Consider the following 19370-nt stretch of genomic DNA (forward strand, 5'->3'; position numbering starts at 1 on the left):
GCGGTTGCCAATCCTTTCGTTTCGGTTACTATCGCCCCGCCGGTTTCCGAGAGGAACTAACAGGGAATCCACCAGGCCACGGCCTGAAACGGAACTGCCCCCGCAACTGTAGGCGGCGAGCGTGCTCTACACAGGCCACTGGGAACACCCGGGAAGGCGTGGGCACGCCACGACCCGCCAGTCAGGAGACCTGCCGGCCATCCATACAACCACTGACCGGCGGGGTGCCCGGGAAGGGCATTTCCGTGACCCCGGCCATTGCCAGGCAGGGCTTGCGGCCATGTGCTTTCCAGCGCTCGCCGTGATGGCCCAACGCTGGAGACCTGCCGTTGAACATGCTCTGCCGCCCTGCCCTCACCCTGTTGCTTGCGTTGCCAGCGGCTGCCCTGGCCGCGCCGGTGCACTACCCGCTCACGGTTGAAAACTGCGGCAAGGCGCTCACGTTCACTCAAGCCCCCCAGCGCGCCGTGACCATTGGCCAGGCCGGCACCGAGCTGCTCTATGCGCTAGGGCTGGGGGACCGGTTGGTGGGCACTTCGCTGTGGTTCGATCAGGTACAGCCCGAGTACGCGGCGCAAAATGCCAAGGTGGAACGCCTGGCGGACAACGAACCGAGCTTCGAGGCGGTGCTGGCCAAGCGACCACAGCTGGTGGCGGTGCAGTTCGAATGGATGGTGGGCCCCCAGGGCGCAGTGGGTACCCGGGAGCAATTCCACGACCTGAACATTCCCACCTACCTGCTGCCTTCAGACTGCGAAGGCAAGGACAACCTCAAGGGCGCCGACGGTACCCGCCTCGAAACCTTCGATATCGCAAGCCTGTACAAGAGCGTGCGCCAGCTGGCCGACATCTTTGACGTAACGGCGCGTGGCGACGCACTGGTGGAGCAGTACAAGGCCCGGCTGGCGCAAGCGGTTACCCGCGCCGGGCAACACCCGGGTAAAGACGTTTCGGCTGTGGTGTGGTTTTCCAGCGCGGACCTCGCCAGCGACCCCTTCGTGGCAGGAAGAAAGGGCGTGGCAGACTTCATGCTCAGCACGCTAGGCATTCATAACGTGGTGGAGTCCAACGAGGAATGGCCGACCGTTGGCTGGGAAACGCTGGCCCGCGCCAACCCCAGCCTGATCGTGATCGCCCGCATGGACCGCCGCCGCTTCCCCGCCGATGACTATGCGAAGAAACTGGCGTTTCTGAAAAGCGACCCCGTTACCCGCAACATGGACGCCGTGAAGCATGACCGCATCGTGATCCTCGACGCCGATGCGCTGCAGGCAAGCACGCGGTTGTTCACCGGCATCGAGCAACTGGCCGAAGCCAGCGAGCGTTACGCCCGATGAGGCATGGCCCGCTGGCCCTCGCCAGGCCCCTGTCGTGGAGCCTTGCGCTACTGTGCGGCGCGTTGTTGCTGGCCACCGCCATCGGCGAAACCTCACTCGACATGAGCGTGGTGCTGAAGGTGCTGGCCAACAAGCTCACCGGCGCGGCCTGGGCAGTAGACCCGATCGACGACGGCATCGTATGGAATTACCGCTTGCCCCGTGCCTTGGTGGCTGGTGCCTGCGGCGCGGGCCTGGCGATCTGCGGGGTGATTCTCCAGGCCCTGTTACGCAATGCCTTGGCCGAACCCTACCTGCTGGGCATCTCCGCGGGTGCCTCCACCGGGGCGGTGATGGTGTCCGTGGTCGGCGTGGGCGGGGGCATCGTTTCGCTGTCGGTGGGGTCGTTCCTTGGCGCGCTGCTGGCATTCGGGCTGGTGGTTTTACTCGCCCGCTCCTCGCGGCTGAGTGGCAGTGCGGGATTGATCATCCTGGCGGGAATTGCCAGCTCGCAGCTGTTCAACGCACTCACTGCGTTCGTGATCGCCCGCTCGGCCAATGCCGAGCAAGCCCGCGGCATCCTGTTCTGGCTGCTGGGCAACCTCAGTGGCGTGCGCTGGCCCTCGGTGGGCCTGGCCGTGCCCGTCGCCGTGTTGGGCCTGGCTTTATGCTGGTGGCAGCGGCGGGCACTGGACGCGTTCACCTTCGGGGCAGATTCGGCCGCCTCGCTGGGCATTGCGGTGGGCCGGGTGCAGGTGCTGCTGATGACTTGTGCGGCGCTGGTTACCGCGGTCATGGTGTCCCTCGTGGGCTCCATCGGCTTCGTTGGCCTGGTGATCCCTCACGCGCTGCGCCTGTTGGCAGGGCCGGGTCACGCCCGGCTGGTCCCGCTGTCTGCCGTGGCCGGCGCGGTATTTCTGATGGCGGCGGACGTGGTGTCGCGCACCCTCATCAAGGGGCAGGTGCTGCCGATCGGAGTAATCACTGCGCTGATCGGGGCGCCGGTTTTCGCCGGGCTGCTGTTGTATGGAGAGCGGCACCGATGAACAGCGCCCCGCTTCTCGCCTGCCAGGGCGTATGTTTTACCCGCAACGGCGTGCCATTGCTGGCAGGTGTCTCGCTGGAGGTCTACCCCGGCGAACGGCTGGGCATTGTGGGGCCCAATGGCTCGGGAAAATCCACCCTGCTCAAGCTGCTGGCCGGGATCGCCACGCCAAGCGCCGGCCACGTTCAACTGACGGGCCGGGCAATGGCCAATTTGAACCGCCGGGAAGTGGCGCGCCTGCTTGCGCTGGTGCAGCAGCACGCGGACACCCGCGAACGCATTCGAGTATGGGATGCGGTGGCGCTGGGGCGCACGCCGTGGTTGACCGCGCTGGCCCCGTGGGGCGCCGAGCACGACACGGTTGTGGCACAGGCCCTGGAAGCGGTAAACCTGGCGCACCTGGCCCACCGGCCCTGGCACAGCCTTTCCGGCGGGGAACGGCAGCGAGCCCATCTGGCCCGAGCGCTGGCCCAGCAGCCGCGGTTACTGCTGCTGGACGAGCCCACCAATCACCTGGACATCCGCCAGCAGCTGTCGCTGTTGCGGTTGATCCACAGCTTGCCGGTCACCACAGTGATTGCCTTGCACGATCTCAATCAGGCGCTGGGCTGTGACCGGGTGGCGGTGTTGGACGGCGGGCGGCTGGTAGCGATCGGGGCACCTGCTCACGTGCTCACGCCAGAGCGCCTTGCTCACACGTTTGGGGTACACGGGCGCTGGCTGGAAGACCCCGGGCAGCGCCCTGTCCTGGTGTTAGCACCGCTGGAATGATTCGGTAAAATCAACTGTACCTAATTGGGAGACAGTGAAGTTCATTTGTACCAGATTGTCCCCATCCCTTCCGCTCCGTAAGCTTCTCTCCATCGCCGGCACACACGGCAAACCTTGAACTTACGGAGCGACTGACATGACCATCACCACCAAAGACACCACCGCCACCGCCGGCCGCGTTCTGCTGGCAACCCTGTTCCTGCTCAGCGGCGCCGCCAAGGTTGGCGCACCGGCGGCAACGCTCGCCTACATCCAATCCAGCGGCATGCCCTTCCCCACGCTGGGCTATGTCGGCGCCATTGGTGTAGAGCTGGGGTTGGCCAGCCTGTTGGTGATCGGTGCGCAGACCCGGCTGGTGGCCTTGCTGATGGCGGCCTTCGCGGTGGTTACGGCGGTGCTGTTCCACAACTCGCTTGGCGACCAGGGCCAGTTCATCAACTTCTTCAAGAACATTTCCATTGCCGGTGGCCTGTTGCAGGTTGCAGCCTTCGGCGGCGGCGCCCTGAGCGTCGACGGTTGGCTGGCTCGCCGCCGGGCTCACAGCTCCCTGCAGGCGGTGTAGGACCTGGCGAAGCCAGGGAACAGCGTTGCGCCAAGTCAAAAAAGCACAGAGGTACAAGCCCTGGCCTCACCCGCGCTCTAGCCTTGCTTGCATAGCCCAAGCCCCGCGGCAGAGCGCTCCCCTTTCCGAAATCCTGTTCAGGCGGTTCCCATGAAAGCATTTCGTTGCAAACCCTTGATGCTGGCCTTGGCACTGATTGGCGCCGGCCCGTTGGCCGCCCATGCGGCGCCTACCCCTGCCGTAGCCGTGGCGCCGCAATACGACACCAGCCACGTCTACGTGGCGCCTGCGGACGTGGACCGCTTCGTGCAAAGTTTTATTGGCACCTTCGGCGGCAAAAGCACCCCACAAGTGGTGGTGAACGTGCTGCCAGTACCTAGCAGCACCACCTCCCAGCTTCTGCAAACCCCCGTAGGCACGGTGTCGCTGTTCGGCTTCACCACCCCGGTGCCCTACCCCTTCGGCCAGGAACGCAATGGTTACTTGGTGAAGGACATGGACGCCGCCCTGGCCGCCGCCAAGGCCAATGGCGCCGACGTGGTCGTCCACGACTTCCCCGACCCCATCGGCCGCGATGCGGTAGTGCAATGGCCAGGCGGTGTGAATATGCAGCTGTATTGGCACACCAAGGTGCCTGATTACGCTGCCTTCCAGAGCGTCCCGGAAAACCGTGTGTACGTCTCGCCCGAGCGCGGTGACGCGTTCATCAAGTCGTTCGTGGGCTTCGCTCACGGCAGGGTTGTGGCAGATGACCGCCGCGCCGCGGGTGAACAGGTGGGCCAGCCAGGCAAAACGTTCCGCCGCGTGAGCCTGGCCTCGAATTTCGGCAAGATGACCGTGTTCATCACCGACGGCCACCTGCCGTATCCGTACGGTCACGACACTACGGGCTATGAAGTGGCAGACCTTTCGGCCACGCTGGCCAAGGCACAGGGTTCCGGCGCGACCGTGCTGGTGCCAGCCACGAAACAAGCGGACCGTACCGGTGCCATGGTGCAGTTCCCCGGCGGTTACGTGGCAGAAATCCACCAGCTCACCAACCCTGGGAAATCCTGAGCCCGTGGTACAGCGCATGAGCCAGCACTTGCGGCGCGTAACCTGTTCATGGGCATTGGCGCTGCTGTGCCCGCTGGGCTGGGCTGGCGCTCACGCGGCAGAGGCCAGCACCACGCCCGACAGGCCCGCCTTGAAGGCCAACCGCTGGCAAGAAGATTGGTCTGCCCTGCAAAACCCCGACGTGGCCCGCGAGCCGCTGGACAGCCTCAAGTACATCCCGTTATCTGCAGACGACCCCCAGCGCTACCTGTCGCTGGGGGCTACCTTGCGGGAGCGTTTCGAGATGAACGATGCCAAGGATTTCGGCACCCGGAACGCCCAGCGCGACAGCTGGCTGATCCAACGCTTGCAGGTACACGCAGACCTGCACCTGAACGAGCACTGGCGCGTGTTTACCCAACTGGAAGACGCCCGGGCGTTCGACAAGGCGGTGGTAGGTGGCGCCGACCAGAACCATCTGGACCTGCGCCTGGCGTTCGCCGAATACGTGAACCACCTGGGCGAATACACGTTCAAGGCGCGGGCGGGGCGGCAGGACTTTGCCTTCGACCTGCAGCGGTTCATTTCAAGCCGCGACGGCCCGAATGTGCGGCAATCCTTCGATGCCGTGTGGGCCGACTGGGAAACTCCGCTGTGGCGCTTCATCGCCCTGGCCAGCCACCCGGTGCAGTATCAGGACGATCGCCACTTCGACGACAAGTCCAATTCGGACGTGGCCTTCCATATGCTGCGGGTAGAGCGCCTGCTCGGCGGCAAGAACGAACTCTCGGCCTATTACGGGCTGTACGAGGAGCGCGACGCCAGTTACCTGGACGCCGAGGGCAGCGAGCACCGCTCGATCTTCGATGCGCGCCTGGGCGGCAGCGCGGCGGGCTATGACTGGGACCTTGAAGCGATGCTGCAACAGGGTTCGGTGGGCGCCAAGGACATCCATGCCTGGGCTGCCGGCAGCCGCACGGGTTACACCTGGGCATCACTGCCCTGGGCACCCCGCCTGGGCTTGCAAATAGATGCCGCCTCCGGCGACCGCCACGCTGGCGACGGCACCCTCGGTACGTTCAACCCGCTGTTCCCCAACGGCTATTACTTCTCGCTGGCGGGCTACACCGGCTACAGCAACCTGTACCACGTGAAGCCCTCCCTCACGGTCAAGCCGTTCGCGGGCCTTTCCGTGCAAGCGGCAGTGGGGTTGCTGTGGCGGCAAACCACCGAAGACGCGGTATACACCCAGCCCAACTTGCCGGTAGCCAACACCGCAGGGCACGGTGGGCGCTGGACCGGTTACTACAACCAGCTGCGCACCGATTACGCCTTCAACAAGCACCTTTCCGGTGCGGTGGAAGCCGTGCATTACGAGGCCGGCCAGGCGCTGCGTGATGCCGGTGGGCATGACAGCAATTACCTGGGCGTGGAAATGAAGTTCATGTACTGACATCCCGCGCCCGGTCTGCCGGCCGGGCGCGGCTGGGCGTCAGAGGTTCTTCAGCCCCTGCGGCGATGGTGTGTAGAAGTACTCGCCGCCCTTTAGATGAACGAAGCCGCTGAAGTCAGAGGGTGGGGGTATGGGAATGCCAGGCCATACATGGTCGGTTTGCGCCAGCGCCGCGTTGGCGGCCTTTGCCTGGCCGATGATCGGGTCGATGCCAACCGGTGCGTCAGCTTCATCGAGCTTGGGAAACTTGCGGTCGTTCGCCCACCGCACCTGCATGAAATGAAACTGATCGGCAATGGAGGCTTGATAACTCATGAACAGCAGCCCTACGCCGTCGTTGGGCTTGTCCACGAATTGCGCAGTGTCCGGGTGCTGCATTCTCGAACCGTAGGTGATGCCACGTCGGGCCATTTGTACACTTTTGTCAAAAGCCAGCTTGCCAGGGCTGGAGCCCCGGGGGTTGGTCTTGCGGATATGGCCCTGGAACGGGCAGCGCTCGCCCGCCTCGTCCTTGCTGTAGTCGAAGTCATTGGTCACCGGGTCGGCTTTGGGCGCCGGGCTCATGGTAACCGGCACGCCATTCTCGAACCGGCCTACCACCCGGGCGCCGGCGATTTCCTTGTTCCTTGGCACCGGCTTCACCCGGCCCTGCAGCGCCTCCTCGGCGTGCTTGAACCCGGCCACGTCCTGTTCCAGCTTGCGGAACACGAAGAGGCTTGCCAACCCTTCTTCGGGGGCGAGGGGATCTTTGAACATGAACTGGCGTAGCGGCGATTCCGGGTCGTACAGGAATTTTTTCTTACTCCCTTTCTCGCGTACGAGATCGCTTTTGATCATCAAGGGCTGCGAGCGGCCGTCTACATAACCGAAGTGTTCGATGCCTTCCTCGGCCTTGTTGAAGTACGCCCGCCCTTCCTGAGTAAACAGCACCGTGAAGCCGCTGCCTTCCTTCTCGAGGGTGCCCACGCTGCTGGCGGTTATCCGTGCCAGGTCGTCTTCATCGTCGTGGGCCAACAGCAGCAAGACATCCGCCGGCGTTCCAAGCGCCGATTGCCAAGAGTCGGTGGCTTGCTGGTCCAGCACCTCGGTATCCGCTGCCATGCCACCTTCGAAGAACTCGTCCAGTGGCGTGCCATCCTCGTGCTTGAACGCTGCTGCCTTGCCCAGCTTCACCAGGCCCGCGTGGCTGATGAACACCAACTGCACCACACCGCCCGGCTCGCCCGTGTCCTTGAAACGCTTCGTCTCGCTAAACTGGGTAGCGGAGTCAGTCACCTTGTACTGATGAAGGAATGTGCGGGCCTGGCCCACCTCGGTGATTTGCAAAAACACCAAGGCAATATGATGACGGCCGTGGCCCTTCAGAATATTGGCCTGCAGCGCCGAGAGGAAACGGCGGGTGTCAGGTTTGTCGATATTGTCATCGTCGAGTGTTCCGTTCAGATCAAAAGTCATCAAAAGCGCTCCTTGTCTTTCAGGCACATCAGGCCACTGCACTCGCGCGCGTGCGCGATGCAGCAATGGCATCGGTCAGGCGAAGGACTCGATAGTGGCCGCAAGGCAAGGGTTTCGGTGGATGTCGGCCGGGCAACGCGCTGTTTGCAACGCGCCACGCCAGGAATACGCAAAGGCTGGCTTCACGGAAACGGTGACGGCAGTGGAGCAACGATGTCTTTTTTTTGTTCGAGTCATGATGCTCCAATGTTGGGGGTATAGGCCTGCAAGGCGCGGCGTGCCAGGCCTTTGGTCGGATGGATGCGCGTGTGACCGCATGCTGATAAAGCGTAAGCACGCCGTGGCGCCGCCGCGCGCTGACGCGGCCTTGATTGATGGTAATGATTCCTGTTTACTTCCTCCCAGTCGCTTGTGCCCGACCCGTCGCGCCACAGGCTCTTTCTTCCTCGAGCGCAGTGTGCCGTTACCTTGCAATCCGTTATCGATGACCTCCTTGCCCAGTATGCGGACCTGCGTCGCTACCTCGCCGGCCGCCTTCGACATCGAGAGGACGCCGCCGACATTGCCCAGTCCAGCTTTGCCCAGGCCTACGCTTATGCGCTGAATTCGCCGGTGGAAAACCCCCGGGCACTGTTGTTTCAGGCAGCCCGCAACCTGTGCATCGACCGGTTTCGCAAGCGCCGGGCCGAGCGCGTCGCCCTGGAGGAATGGTGGCTACGCACCGAGGTGCTTACGCCGTCGATGGACGAGCTCGCCATTGCCCGCCAGCAACTACAGCATTTGATCGAGCGTATCGAGCGCATGCCGCCGCTACGCAGGGAGGTGTTTGTGCGGGTGCGCCTGCATGGCCACAGCCATCGCCAGGTGTGTGAAGCCTTGGCCCTGTCGGCTAAATCCGTGGAGTTGCACATAGCCCGCGCCGTCTTTGATATCGCCGAGTTGCGCATGGCCATTCGGGAAGGCGCCGTATGAGCGGGCCGGTTACCGTGCGCAAGGTGCACCAAGCGCTGGCCTACCTTGCGGCGTTGCATAGCGGGGACCCTGAGCGCGAGCGGCAAGCTGCCCGGCAGGCAGCCCGCTGGCGAGAACGCAGCCCCGTACACGAAAACGCCTGGCAAGAGGCCAACCAGCGCTGGCACTTGGTGCACGGTTACGCACCCCAACTGCGTGAGCAACTCATGCCCCGCCACGACCATGCTCCCACCCTGAACCGTCGAGCGCTGTTGCGGCGCGCCGGGCAGGCCGGTGGTGCCCTTGCATTCGCCGGCCTGGCCGGTTGGCTGGGCACGCTATGGCGCCGCGAAGTATTCGAACAGCACCTGCTTACCGTGCATGGCGAACCACCGCGCGCGGTTACGCTCGCCGACGGCAGCCGACTGCTGTTAGCCGCCGAAAGCAACGTGCAGGTGCGATATGGGTTAGGCGAACGCACCGTGATGTTGCTCCACGGCAAGGTGTTTTTCGACGTGGCGCATGAGCGTTTGCGCAGCTTCGTGGTGCGCACCCGCGTCGGGCAGGTCGCGGTGTTGGGTACGGCGTTCAGCGTGGTCGATCGAGGGGCAGCCGTAAGGGTTGAAGTAGCAAGGGGCCAAGTGCGAGTACGCGACAACCGCGGTGCTGAGCGGATATTGACAGCGGGCCAGGCAGTGAGCATCGACAGGGCCGGCGATCTTGGGCCGATAGAGCCCGGCACTGCCCGTGGAGCAGGCTTCGACGACTGGCAGCGTGGCTGGTGGAGCTTTACCAACACACCCTTGAGTGAGGTGGTAGGCGAGCTCAATGCCTGCCTCGCTGGCGTGGTGGAACTGGATGCGGCGGCGGCCGGCCTTCGCCTGACCGGCAGTTTCCGCATCGACCAGCCGCAACGGGTGCTGGGCGCCCTTCCCCGCGTGCTGCCTGTACGCGTGGTGGAGAGAGGCAATGGCCAACGCCTGGTGCTGAAATGATCCCTGCCTACGCAAAAAAAACACTGAGGGGTAAAGCACACGAGCGCCGTCTTCATGGAGGACCACATCATTACAAGGATTGATCATGTTGTTTTCGCGCTGCCCTCGCCCCTCGAACCTGCCCCCCGCCTTGTGCCGCATGGTAGTCGCCTGTGCCCTTGCGAATTCCCCTTGGTTGGCGCTGCCAGCGTGGGCCGAAAGCGCCTTGACCAGCGCGCGCCCGGTGCAGCTGGACCTGCCCGCCCAGCCGCTGGCCAGCGCGGTACAGGCAATCTCCCAGGCCTCGGGGTCGAGCATTGCGGCCGATGGCCATGTGTTGGAAGGGCGGCAGGCGCCGACGGTGCGAGGTGCGTATACCCTTCTGCAGGCATTGACACTGCTGCTCGATGGCACCGACCTGGCCGCCAGTGAAGAAAACGGCGTGATCATCATTCGTGCCCTGCCACGCTCTTCCAGCCTTACGCTCGATGCCATCCAGGTGAATGCCGACCTCGCCAACCAGCCGCCCGTTGCCTACAGCGGCGGGCAGGTAGCGACCGGAGCACGGCTAGGGGTGCTGGGCAATACAGACATCATGGACGCGCCGTTCAACATCACGGCCTACACCGCGCAACACATTGAAAATCAGCAAAGCGGCACGCTGGGCGCGCTTCTGCGCAGCGACCCCTCGGTGCGTTTCAGCACCGGCGAAGGACATGCGTACGAGAACTTCATGGTCCGCGGGCTGGCGCTCAATTCCACCGAGCTGGCCGTTAACGGCCTGTACGGTATGGCACCGGATGGTCACGTACCTACTGAATTCCTCGAGCGTGTCGAAGTGCTGAAGGGCCCGGGCGCACTGCTGTCCGGCATGTCCCCCGGTGGCAACGTGGGGGGCTTGATCAACCTGGTTCCCAAGCGCGCTGGCGCCCAGCCTCTCACGCGGCTCACCACGCGCTATGAAAGCGAGGGGTTTGTTTCCGAACATCTGGACGTAGGCCGCCGCTTCGGGGACGGCCAACAGTTCGGTGTACGTTTCAACGGCGTGTACGGAGACGGCGATGCGGGTGTGGAGGACCAATCCAAGACCCGTAACCTGGCCGCACTGGGCATGGACTACCAGGGCGATGGCTGGAAGCTCGACCTGGACGCGTACGAATCCCATGAGCGCACGGACAACGGCAGCCCCATGATGGTCGGCTTCGGCACCTTGGGCAGCGTGCTCAAAACACCGAAGAACGACACCAATATCCTGCGCGGCACCCAATCCAAGCAAATCACCCAGGCGATGATCCTGCGGGGGGAATACCAGCTCAATGAGCAGTGGGCTGTATACGCCAACGTCGGCGGTGGTCACACCCGCTACAAGGGTTTCTTGAACGGCACCCGGTTGCGGGTGAGCGACACTGCCGGCAATGCCACCGGGGAGACCTACAATCAGGCGGGCTACACCCACAGCACCGCAGGCGAGGCAGGCATACGAGGCAGCTTCGCCACCGGGCCGGTCACGCATGAGGTCACGCTAAGTGGCTCGGTGCTGCACCAGAACATCGGCCGCGCGGACACTGTCACAAGCGCCGGTTATGCAACCAATATCTATACCCCCAGCAGGCCGATCCTCGCTGACGCCCCTGGGAGTGCCGACAAGACCGGCGACAATACCTTGTCGAGCTTCGCAACCACCGACACCCTGGGGTTCCTCGACGATCGCGTGCGCCTTACCCTTGGTTTGCGCGCGCAGCGCGTCCGTCAGCGGCTGAGCAACCCCACGTACGATGACCAGGCGCTCACGCCGGCGGTAGGCCTTGTAGTCAAGCCATGGGATGCGGCGATCTCTCTTTATGCCAATTACATCGAAGGGCTGGCCCAGGGCGGGACGGTAAGCGACACCACTGCCGCCAACTATGGCGAGCAATTCGCGCCCTACAAAACGCGGCAGATGGAAGTGGGCGCGAAGTGGGATCTGGGCACCTTCACCCACACGCTGAGCCTGTTCCAGATCGAGCAGCCCAGCCTCATGCTGGACGCGGCAAGCAACCGCTACAGCGACAGCGGCGAGCAGCGCAACCGGGGCATGGAGTGGAACCTGTTCGGCAGCCTCACTCCCACGGTCAGGCTACTGGGCGGTGCCACCTACACGCGCGCGGTGCTTACCCGTACCGCGAACGGCCAGTACAACGGCCACACCGCCCATGGCGTACCCACCTGGACCGCCAACCTGGGCGCCGAATGGGATGCCCCCTGGGTGAGCGGCCTGACCTTGACAGGGCTGGTGATTCATACCGGTTCGCAGTACCTGGACGACGCCAATAACCTGAAAATCCCACAATGGACGCGTTATGACCTCGGCGCCCGGTATGCCACCCGGTTGGTGGGCAAGGATGTGACCTTGCGCGCCAGCCTGGAAAACGTTGAAAACCGTAGCTACTGGGCAGGCGTATTCAACGACGGCTTCGCGACCATTGGCGAGCCGCGCACCTTAAAACTCTCAGCAAGCGTGGACTTCTGACATGTACCTTTCCCGACCTTTCGTGGCCTTGGCTGCTATGCCGCTGGCGTGCGCGCTCTCCGTGGCATGGGCAAATACCCCACTCACCCCTGGCACCTCGGTAAGCGGCGACGTGCAAGCCGGCGGTGACCAGCACTGGCAACTTGCGCTGCATAAAGGCGACCTGGTGTTCGGGCTCCTGAAGGGCGACGCCAGCCTGCGCCTACTGGACGAGCAGGGGAAACCGCAACGCCTGCTGGTAGACGCCACCGACATGCTGCGCGACTTCATGTTCGTGGCCGACCGGGACGGCCCGGTTACCCTGCTCCCCGAGCGGGCTGGGGCCTGGCAGCCGACGCACTATGAACTTCAGATCTCGCGAATAGTGCCCATAACCGAGCAGCATCCCTCTGCCGAGCCCATTGAAAGCCCAACGCTGCAAGCGCTGAAAGCTTCCGTACTCAAGGGTGGCACCACGCAGGCGTTCTGGGCAGAGCGTGAGCGCCAGGGCACGCCGCTGGTAGAGCCCGTCGGCACTGGAAACGACGCCATGCGCGTCACGTTTCTGTGGAGGGGGGCCAGGCATGGCGTAACCCTGTTCGGCGCGCCCTCCGGCGACCACGACGCCTTGGCGCAGCTGGCGGGCACCGATGTGTGGTACCGAAGTTATGTGGTCCCGGCCGGCACGCGCATGAGCTATCAACTGGCGCCTGATGTGCCGCAACTGGACGAACGCTTCCCGGATCGCCGCCGCGCGGTGCTGGCCACCCTGCAACGTGACCCCCTCAACCCACTCACCTTCGCCAGCGAGGCCGGCGATGACAAATACCGGCAGCGGTCGCTGCTCGTGCTTCCGGGCGCGCCCGCGCAGCCCTGGCTGCAGGCCGATCCACAGGCAACGAAAGGTACGCTTGAACGGGTGGCAGTGGACAGCAAGGCGCTGGGCAACCGCCGCGATGTCTACCTCTATCGGCCAGCGGGCTGGCAGGCAGGCTCCGCCGAGCGAGGCTTGCTGGTGCTCTTCGACGCCCAGGCTTACCTGCGCCAGGTGCCTACCCCTGCCCTGTTGGACAACCTGATCGCGGCCAAACGCATTCCGCCCACCGCCGCGCTACTAGTGGGCAACCCCAGTGCCGAATCCCGCGGGCATGAGCTGCCGCCCAACCCGCTGTTCGCGCGCTTTCTATCGGAAGAGTTGTTGCCCTGGGCCAAACGCCAAGGCATTTCAGCCGAAGGCCATCGCACCGTACTCGCAGGCTCCAGCTATGGCGGAATCGCATCCACTTATGCGGCGCTGCGCCATCCGCAGCAATTTGGCAACGTGCTGAGCCTCTCGGGCTCCTACTGGTGGAGCCCGCACGGCGAGGAGCCTGGCTGGCTCACCCGTTTGGCCCGCGACGCCCAACCGGTGCCGGTGCGCTTCTTCATGCGGGCGGGCCTGTTCGAGCGCGGCCACGGCGGGCACATGGACCTGCTGGGCAGCAACCGCCACATGCGCGACGTACTGGTCGCCAAGGGTTACGCCGTGGACTATGGCGAGTACCCCGGCGGCCATGATTACGCCCAATGGGGCGGTGAGCTGGCCACCGGGCTGGAGGCGTTGCTGGGCAAGCCCGGTCAGGCGCTCCCGGATTGATGCACCGGGCTCAAGGCACATCGCCTGCCCGTGGCTCATGGATCGGGCACCCACGGTGCTGCGCCCGGAACCCGGCGGAATGTTCGTAGGCAGGCTTGCGCACCCGCATGATCCCGCCCAGTGGGCGGTGCGCCGCCAAACCGTGCCAAGGGCTGAAGGACATGCCGTCATCCACGGCGGCTATCCGCTCCGGTGCCCAGGCAGCTTGCCGGGGCACCTGTATGCGCGCCACGGCTACATAGGGGCTTAGATCTTCCGGCCAGGCGACCGAAGCGTCCTCGATCGGCATTTTTTCTACGTCGGTAGCCAGCTGCACCCGCACTTCCCACACACCGTCCTGCTCGGCGAAGAACGCCTGTACGGCCTCGCGCAGGCCGTCGGGCTTGTCGTCCAGGTCCAGCGCCTGGCCAGTCAGTGCTGTGAGCGATGGAGATACCGGCACCACGCTCAGCTTGGCGTAGTAGGCGCCATACAGCAGGGGCACGACGGTATAGAACGTTTCGCCCAGAAGGTGGGTCAAGGGGTGGCCGCCGAGGCTGCGCAGCGTGCCGCTTTCGCCGCCCATGGCTTCAACGGTGGTTTCGATCCCACGCAATGCGGCGGACATCGCTTTTTTGAGCGCGGGGGCCTTGTCGGTGGTTTTCGCCAACAGCTTCAGGGTTTTCAGGAAGGCCTTCGGCGTGGCCGCAGTGAATGCCTTGGCATTCTGCATCACGAAATCCTGGGTCACGTCGCCTTCGCTGCCGGGCAGGCGCTCACCTTGTACGCCGATCACTTTGAGCGCCATGCCGCGCGGGGTGGACACCTTGTCATCCAGAATGTCACCCGGGTTGGTGGACAGCCGCATCACCACCGGCAGAGTACCCGGGGTCGCGAACATGCCTTGAGCCAACGCTGGTGGCAAGTCGTCGAACACCGTCAGTGTGCCGGTGAGCAAGCCATGGGCCTTGGCATGGACGCTTCGCACCGCATGGCCATAGTCGGATGCGGTGGTTTCCAGAATGCTGTGCATGGCCTCGATCAGCGCCGCACTGGTTTCGGCCTCGTCGTCCGGCACCTGCTCGAAGGCCGGGTCAAAGAGTACAGGCACGGGCCCGGGTTGGCGCGTAGTCATGGCGTTACCTCACGGTTGGCTTGGGTTAGAAGCGGCGGGTTCTGATGACCCACTCAAGGGGATTTAAAATCGACCCTGTCCGCCATCCCGGCGTTCAACCCGCGGCATGCCCACCGCCTTGCGTCAGTTACCTGCCCACTCCACCACGTTCACGTCTTTGCCTACATAAATGCGCATGAGGTCGCTGCCCAGAAGGACCTTGCCATTGGGCCAGGCCTTTTTCGCCCGGGTGACCAACGCGTCGTCGCTGTTCGTTTCATCCTGCGGGCCAGGGCGGGAGATATGGGAGAACACCGCCAGCTTCGGCTCAGCCTTGGCAAATACTTCACCTGCCTGCTCGGCAGTGGTGTGGTGGCCCACGTTGGCCTTGGCCCAGTCTTCGTCCACATGGTGCGTGGACACGCCGCCTACCTCATGTACCAGCACGTCCGCGCCCCGGGCGTTTTCGATCACCCGCTCGTCGTAGCGGGTATCTCCCGACAGCGCCACGGTATGGCCGTTGTACTGAACCTTGTAGCCGTAGCTGGGCTTGATGCGATCGCCATGGTTGACCTCGAAGGCCGTGACCTTCACGCCCTTGCGCTCGAACACCACCCCGGGGCGGTTGAAGGTATGGGCGTTGATGCGCTGGGCTTCGGGCTTCACTTCGTTGTCGTCCCGGCGAATGCGCAGGTCGGCCGACATCATCATTTCCATGCCTTCGACCAGGGTTTGCAGGCCGGGCGGGCCATACAGCTCGAACGGCGCGGTACGGCGGTTCTGCGGGCTAGGCAGGAACCCCGTGGCCCAGAGGTCGGGCAGGCCGTTGATGTGATCGGAATGGTAATGGGTGAGGAAGGTCGCGCTGACCTTGCCCAGCGGAATACCCAGCTGAGCCAGGCGAATGGCGTTGCCGCGGCCGGCATCGAATACCAGGTTCAGGCCGTTGGCCTGTACCAGGGTGGAGTAGCCGAAGCGTTTGGGGTCCAGCGTGGGGGTGCCGGTGCCCAGCAGGGTGACCACCATGTCGGCGTCCTTGGCCAGGCTGTCGGCTTGCGGCGTTTGCGGCGCGGGCTCGGCATGGGCGGCAGCACCCACAGCAAGGGCTGCGGTAAACACGGCAAGCAGCGAGAGGTGTTTCATGGGGGGATCACATCCTTTGTAGGGGGGCTGACACGCCGGCCCGGTTCGCTTCGGCGCCAGCACGCTACCGCTCGCAAGCGACGCAAGACAGTGTAATTTTCTTCGTGTGGCAGCGGTTTTGTTTATACGCCCCGGCGTTCCCCGCCAAGGCGCATCAGTTGACCCGGCTGGCGCGAAGAAAATCCGCCCACTTGCGCACAAGGTAGTTGTGTTCGTCCATCACCGCGTTCCATACCCCGATGTGGCCCATGCGTTGTACATAGGCGCCGCCTTCGCGAACCTCGCCCGGTTCGATCAGCGGCTCGCCGTCACTGCCCGGCAGGGCTTCGGCGGCCGGCTTGCCGTCGTACCAGTAATCCCATTCGGCGGGGGATAAATGATCGCGGGCACGCGGCGGATTGGAAATGTAGAAGCCCTGACGCGCCATCATCGCGCCGGGCCAACCGGAGAGCCACCAGTTGAGGTAGGCATAGGCCGCGTCCTTTACCCGCCCTTCGAGACAGCGCGATAACGAGAGGCCGCCGAACCAGGCGCGATAGCCTTCCTGGGGAACGGCCAGGCGATACTTCAGGCCCGCGCGGTGCAGGCGCATCAAGGTAGGCGACCACAGGCTCTGAATATGCACATCGGGGCCAAGCATCAGCTCGCCGGCTTCGCGGTCGTCCGACCAGAAGGCCGCAAAGTGCCCTTGGCGCTGGCGCTGGATCAAGCACCGGGCCAGGGTGTCGATCTCATCCAGGCGCAGGTTGCCGATGTTGTCAAAGTGCGCCAGCCCGCTGGCCTGCACAGCCAGTGCTGCGTCCAGCGCACCAATGGCGGCGTCACTCTGCAAAGCAGCGTGACCACACCAGCCTTTTGCCAATAGCCACGCCCAGCTTTCGGTCTGGCCGGCCAGCGAAGGAGGGAGATGCTCCGGACGGTAGGCAAAGCTGTCAGCGTTGTGGGTGAGCGGCAGCATGCTGATGAAATCGCTGCGCTGGCTGCCCAGGCTACCGTTGTGCTGCACGAACAACCGGTCACACGGCAGGCTGCCCCGGGCCAGACGGTCGTTGGAATGCAAACGGCCCAGCTTGGGCAGGTCGTTGATCTCGTCCCACAGGGCCACGCGGCGGGTGTCGATCGGTTGGATGGCACGGGCTGGCCATACGAAATCGACGTTATGAAACCACTGGTCATAGAGGTCGTAACTGTGCGGCGCCATCACCGCAATGCGCTGGGCCTCCTGAATTTCATGAATGTGATATTCCAGGCGGATGCCCAGCTCCTGCTCGGCGCGCACACGAATGGTTTCGAGCAGCGTGACCGATGTACCTAATACGCGCAGCGTGATCGGTTGGCTCATGCCGCTTGGCCAACCTCACCTAGAAAAGCCCGGAAGGAGCGGCGCAGTTGGTGGGTGTCCAGGCCTCGCACGATGAACACCAGCCGTGAACGCGGCGTACCCCCCGGCCAGGCCGGCAAGTGCACGGGGGCATGCAAGCAGTGCTGTACGCCATGGATAACGATAGGTTGCGGGGAATCAATCACGTCGAGCAGGCCCTTGACCCGAAGAATACGTTCGCCGTGGCATCTTAACAGCATGGACAGCCACACCCCAAAAGCCACCCAGTCCAGCGGCCGATCGAATTCGAGGCAGCAGATTTGAGCGGTGCCGTGGCGGCTGTCGTCTACCGCGCCGAACAGCTGCCAGCCCCGTACTTCGGCGGCCGGGTCGCTGCCTCGCAGGCCTTCGCCGAGCAACAGCTGATCGCCCGCCACGATCCGCTGGGTCAATGCCTGGCTGGCGGAGGGGTTGAGCGCGGCCAGCCGGCGCTGCACGCTCGCCAGGGTAGCCGGCGCTACTCGATCAGCCTTGCTCAGCAGCAGACGGTCGGCTGCCGTCACCTGAGTGAGCCATTCGGAGTGCAAGCGTTCTTGCAGTTGCGCCTGCTCGACATCCACCACAGTCACCAGCAGGCCCAGGTGATAGCGGCCACGCAATTGAGGATCGCGCAATAGGGTGGCAACAATCGGCGCGGGGTCGGCCAAGCCGGTCGTTTCCAGCAGCACCCGGCGAAACGCCGGTATTTCCCCACGCTCGCGCCGGCCGTGAAGGTCGAGCAGGGCCTGACGCAAGTCCCCGTTCACGGTGCAGCACACGCAGCCGCCGGCCAGCAGGACCGTGCCTGGGGCCACTTCTTCCACCAGCAGGTGGTCAATGCCGACATCGCCGAATTCGTTGATCAGCAGCGCACTGTCGCCGAGGGTGTCGCCCGCCAGCAGCCGGTTGAGTAGCGTAGTCTTGCCGCTGCCGAGGAAGCCGGTGATCACGTTCACCGGAAGGCTCATGAGCGAGCCTCCAGGGCTTCAAGAATGCGTGGGTCGAGCGGGTCCAGCGGTTTGCCGATCAATGCCTGCGCCTGTTGCCACAGTTCTTCCAGCCCGGTAGCAAGAGCCTGACGCCCCGTGGCCCCTTGCAGCAGATAGGAAGCGCCTTGCACGTCGCTTACCGTGACCCGGAAAGGCGCAATCACGCGATTGATCGCGGCGATCCGGCGCAGCCGCTCACGCCGCCGGGGCAAGCTGTCCCCCAAGGGGTCGCTCCAGTGCCCGTCCTCGCCGATCAGCCCACATAAACCACACATGGTTGTCCTCCTTTATAAAAACGCCAGCCTATGCAGGCCTGTTCCCGGGTTTCGCCCGGCCCTACCGGCTCACGGCATCACATCCCCGGAGTTGGGCCCCAGGGTCTGGCCAACGAACAGGTTGCCGCCGGGCTCGGAGGCTAGCAGCACGGCCACAGGGGCAACCTCCTCCGCCCTGCCGAAGCGCCCTAACGGCAACTCCTTCGCCTTGGCGGTTTTCCAGGCCTGGCTGATGCCCTCCACCAAGGCAGTGTCGATCGGGCCAGGGGCGATCGCATTGACCAGTACATTGTGCTGGCTTACTTCCAGCGCCAGGGACTTGGTAAAGCCGATCACCCCGGCCTTGGCCGCGGCGTAGTGGCACAGCTCCGCCCCGCCCTTTATTCCTAGTTGCGAGGCCACATTGATGATGCGGCCCCAGCGCTGAGCAAGCATGTGCGGTAGCGCGCGCTGGCTGGCGATGAACACGCTGGAAAGGTCTACACGAAGCATGTCGTCCCACATCTGCTGGGTAAGGTCCACGCATGGCGCCTGGGTGAGCATACCGGCGTTATTCACCAGGATGTCGATGCCACCAAACGCCATCACGCAGGCATCAACCCCCGCTTGCGCGCCTTCACGCAGGCCCACGTCCGCCATGCACTCCACCACTTGCGCGCCCATGTGACGGCATCGCTCGGCGACTACCGCCAAGCGATCACCGTCGCGGTCACACAACACCAGCCGCGCCCCGGCCTCTGCATAGGCCTGGGCGATGGCCGCGCCGATGCCACTGGCGGCACCCGTGATCACCGCGCGTCGGTTATTCAAGTTCATGGCTCGCT

General features: G+C 64.2%; 18 protein-coding genes and 1 riboswitch. Of the genes, 10 read left to right on the forward strand and 8 right to left on the reverse strand.

Going from position 1 to position 19370, the window contains the following annotated elements; all coding sequences use genetic code 11:
• The first annotated feature begins 23 nt into the window (after positions 1-23).
• Positions 24-212, forward strand: a riboswitch (cobalamin riboswitch).
• On the reverse strand, positions 182-337 hold the full coding sequence (locus tag AC3Z8Y_RS14025; protein WP_490086316.1) for a hypothetical protein: 156 nt from the start codon (positions 335-337) through the stop codon (positions 182-184). Its footprint overlaps the riboswitch before it by 31 nt.
• On the opposite strand from AC3Z8Y_RS14025, the gene AC3Z8Y_RS14030 reads away from it, so the two are divergent.
• The 6 genes from AC3Z8Y_RS14030 to AC3Z8Y_RS14055 all read left to right on the forward strand — a co-directional run bounded on the left by AC3Z8Y_RS14030 (position 336) and on the right by AC3Z8Y_RS14055 (position 6182).
• The gene (locus AC3Z8Y_RS14030) at positions 336-1337 is read left to right on the forward strand and encodes an ABC transporter substrate-binding protein (protein WP_490090004.1); all 1002 of its coding nucleotides are present in this window, start codon (positions 336-338) and stop codon (positions 1335-1337) included. The genes AC3Z8Y_RS14025 and AC3Z8Y_RS14030 overlap by 2 nt on opposite strands.
• On the forward strand, positions 1334-2362 hold the full coding sequence (locus AC3Z8Y_RS14035) for a FecCD family ABC transporter permease (RefSeq protein WP_490086317.1): 1029 nt from the start codon (positions 1334-1336) through the stop codon (positions 2360-2362). Before AC3Z8Y_RS14030 ends, AC3Z8Y_RS14035 begins: the two co-directional genes overlap by 4 nt.
• Positions 2359-3132: an ABC transporter ATP-binding protein gene (locus tag AC3Z8Y_RS14040; protein WP_490086318.1), complete on the forward strand. Its 774-nt coding sequence runs from the start codon at positions 2359-2361 to the stop codon at positions 3130-3132. The genes AC3Z8Y_RS14035 and AC3Z8Y_RS14040 overlap by 4 nt, the downstream gene beginning before the upstream one ends.
• Positions 3133-3268: 136 nt before the next feature.
• On the forward strand, positions 3269-3694 hold the full coding sequence (locus AC3Z8Y_RS14045; RefSeq protein ID WP_490086319.1) for a DoxX family protein: 426 nt from the start codon (positions 3269-3271) through the stop codon (positions 3692-3694).
• 150 nt (positions 3695-3844) lie between these two features.
• The gene (locus tag AC3Z8Y_RS14050) at positions 3845-4750 is read left to right on the forward strand and encodes a glyoxalase (RefSeq protein WP_490086320.1); all 906 of its coding nucleotides are present in this window, start codon (positions 3845-3847) and stop codon (positions 4748-4750) included.
• A 16-nt stretch (positions 4751-4766) separates the two neighbouring features.
• A complete protein-coding gene (locus AC3Z8Y_RS14055; protein WP_490086321.1) occupies positions 4767-6182 on the forward strand; it encodes an alginate export family protein in 1416 nt (471 codons plus the stop codon).
• A 39-nt stretch (positions 6183-6221) separates the two neighbouring features.
• Here AC3Z8Y_RS14055 and AC3Z8Y_RS14060 read toward each other — a convergent pair whose 3' ends face one another.
• The gene (locus AC3Z8Y_RS14060; RefSeq protein ID WP_490086322.1) at positions 6222-7637 is read right to left on the reverse strand and encodes a Dyp-type peroxidase; all 1416 of its coding nucleotides are present in this window, start codon (positions 7635-7637) and stop codon (positions 6222-6224) included.
• A 468-nt stretch (positions 7638-8105) separates the two neighbouring features.
• Here AC3Z8Y_RS14060 and AC3Z8Y_RS14065 point away from each other — a divergent pair, with 468 nt between their 5' ends.
• The 4 genes from AC3Z8Y_RS14065 to fes all read left to right on the forward strand — a co-directional run bounded on the left by AC3Z8Y_RS14065 (position 8106) and on the right by fes (position 13686).
• Positions 8106-8609 (forward strand): RNA polymerase sigma factor, encoded by a 504-nt coding sequence (locus tag AC3Z8Y_RS14065; protein ID WP_490086323.1) that lies wholly within the window; start codon positions 8106-8108, stop codon positions 8607-8609.
• Positions 8606-9583: a FecR family protein gene (locus AC3Z8Y_RS14070; RefSeq protein WP_490086324.1), complete on the forward strand. Its 978-nt coding sequence runs from the start codon at positions 8606-8608 to the stop codon at positions 9581-9583. Before AC3Z8Y_RS14065 ends, AC3Z8Y_RS14070 begins: the two co-directional genes overlap by 4 nt.
• Before the next feature lie 85 nt (positions 9584-9668).
• The gene (locus AC3Z8Y_RS14075) at positions 9669-12071 is read left to right on the forward strand and encodes a TonB-dependent receptor (protein WP_490086325.1); all 2403 of its coding nucleotides are present in this window, start codon (positions 9669-9671) and stop codon (positions 12069-12071) included.
• 1 nt (position 12072) lies between these two features.
• The gene (gene fes, locus AC3Z8Y_RS14080; protein ID WP_490086326.1) at positions 12073-13686 is read left to right on the forward strand and encodes an enterochelin esterase; all 1614 of its coding nucleotides are present in this window, start codon (positions 12073-12075) and stop codon (positions 13684-13686) included.
• 10 nt (positions 13687-13696) lie between these two features.
• On the opposite strand, the gene AC3Z8Y_RS14085 is transcribed toward fes, so the two are convergent.
• The 6 genes from AC3Z8Y_RS14085 to AC3Z8Y_RS14110 form a co-directional block, all read right to left on the reverse strand.
• Complete coding sequence (locus AC3Z8Y_RS14085) at positions 13697-14800, reverse strand: catalase family protein (RefSeq protein WP_490086327.1); 1104 nt, start codon at positions 14798-14800, stop codon at positions 13697-13699.
• A gap of 123 nt (positions 14801-14923) precedes the next feature.
• Positions 14924-15922, reverse strand: coding sequence for an MBL fold metallo-hydrolase (locus AC3Z8Y_RS14090; RefSeq protein ID WP_490086328.1), 999 nt, complete (start codon positions 15920-15922; stop codon positions 14924-14926).
• 154 nt (positions 15923-16076) lie between these two features.
• Positions 16077-17264 (reverse strand): ABC transporter substrate-binding protein, encoded by a 1188-nt coding sequence (locus tag AC3Z8Y_RS14095; protein WP_490086329.1) that lies wholly within the window; start codon positions 17262-17264, stop codon positions 16077-16079.
• Positions 17261-18250: a CobW family GTP-binding protein gene (locus tag AC3Z8Y_RS14100; protein WP_490086330.1), complete on the reverse strand. Its 990-nt coding sequence runs from the start codon at positions 18248-18250 to the stop codon at positions 17261-17263. Before AC3Z8Y_RS14100 ends, AC3Z8Y_RS14095 begins: the two co-directional genes overlap by 4 nt.
• Positions 18247-18546, reverse strand: a complete 300-nt coding sequence (locus AC3Z8Y_RS14105) for a hypothetical protein (RefSeq protein WP_490086331.1) — start codon at positions 18544-18546, stop codon at positions 18247-18249. Before AC3Z8Y_RS14105 ends, AC3Z8Y_RS14100 begins: the two co-directional genes overlap by 4 nt.
• Before the next feature lie 69 nt (positions 18547-18615).
• Positions 18616-19362 carry an SDR family NAD(P)-dependent oxidoreductase gene (locus tag AC3Z8Y_RS14110; protein ID WP_490086332.1) on the reverse strand — a complete coding sequence of 249 codons (747 nt, stop codon included), beginning with the start codon at positions 19360-19362 and terminating at the stop codon, positions 18616-18618.
• Positions 19363-19370 lie beyond the last annotated feature (8 nt).

The organism is Pseudomonas sp. 3MAES_34.3B, assembly GCF_058145875.1.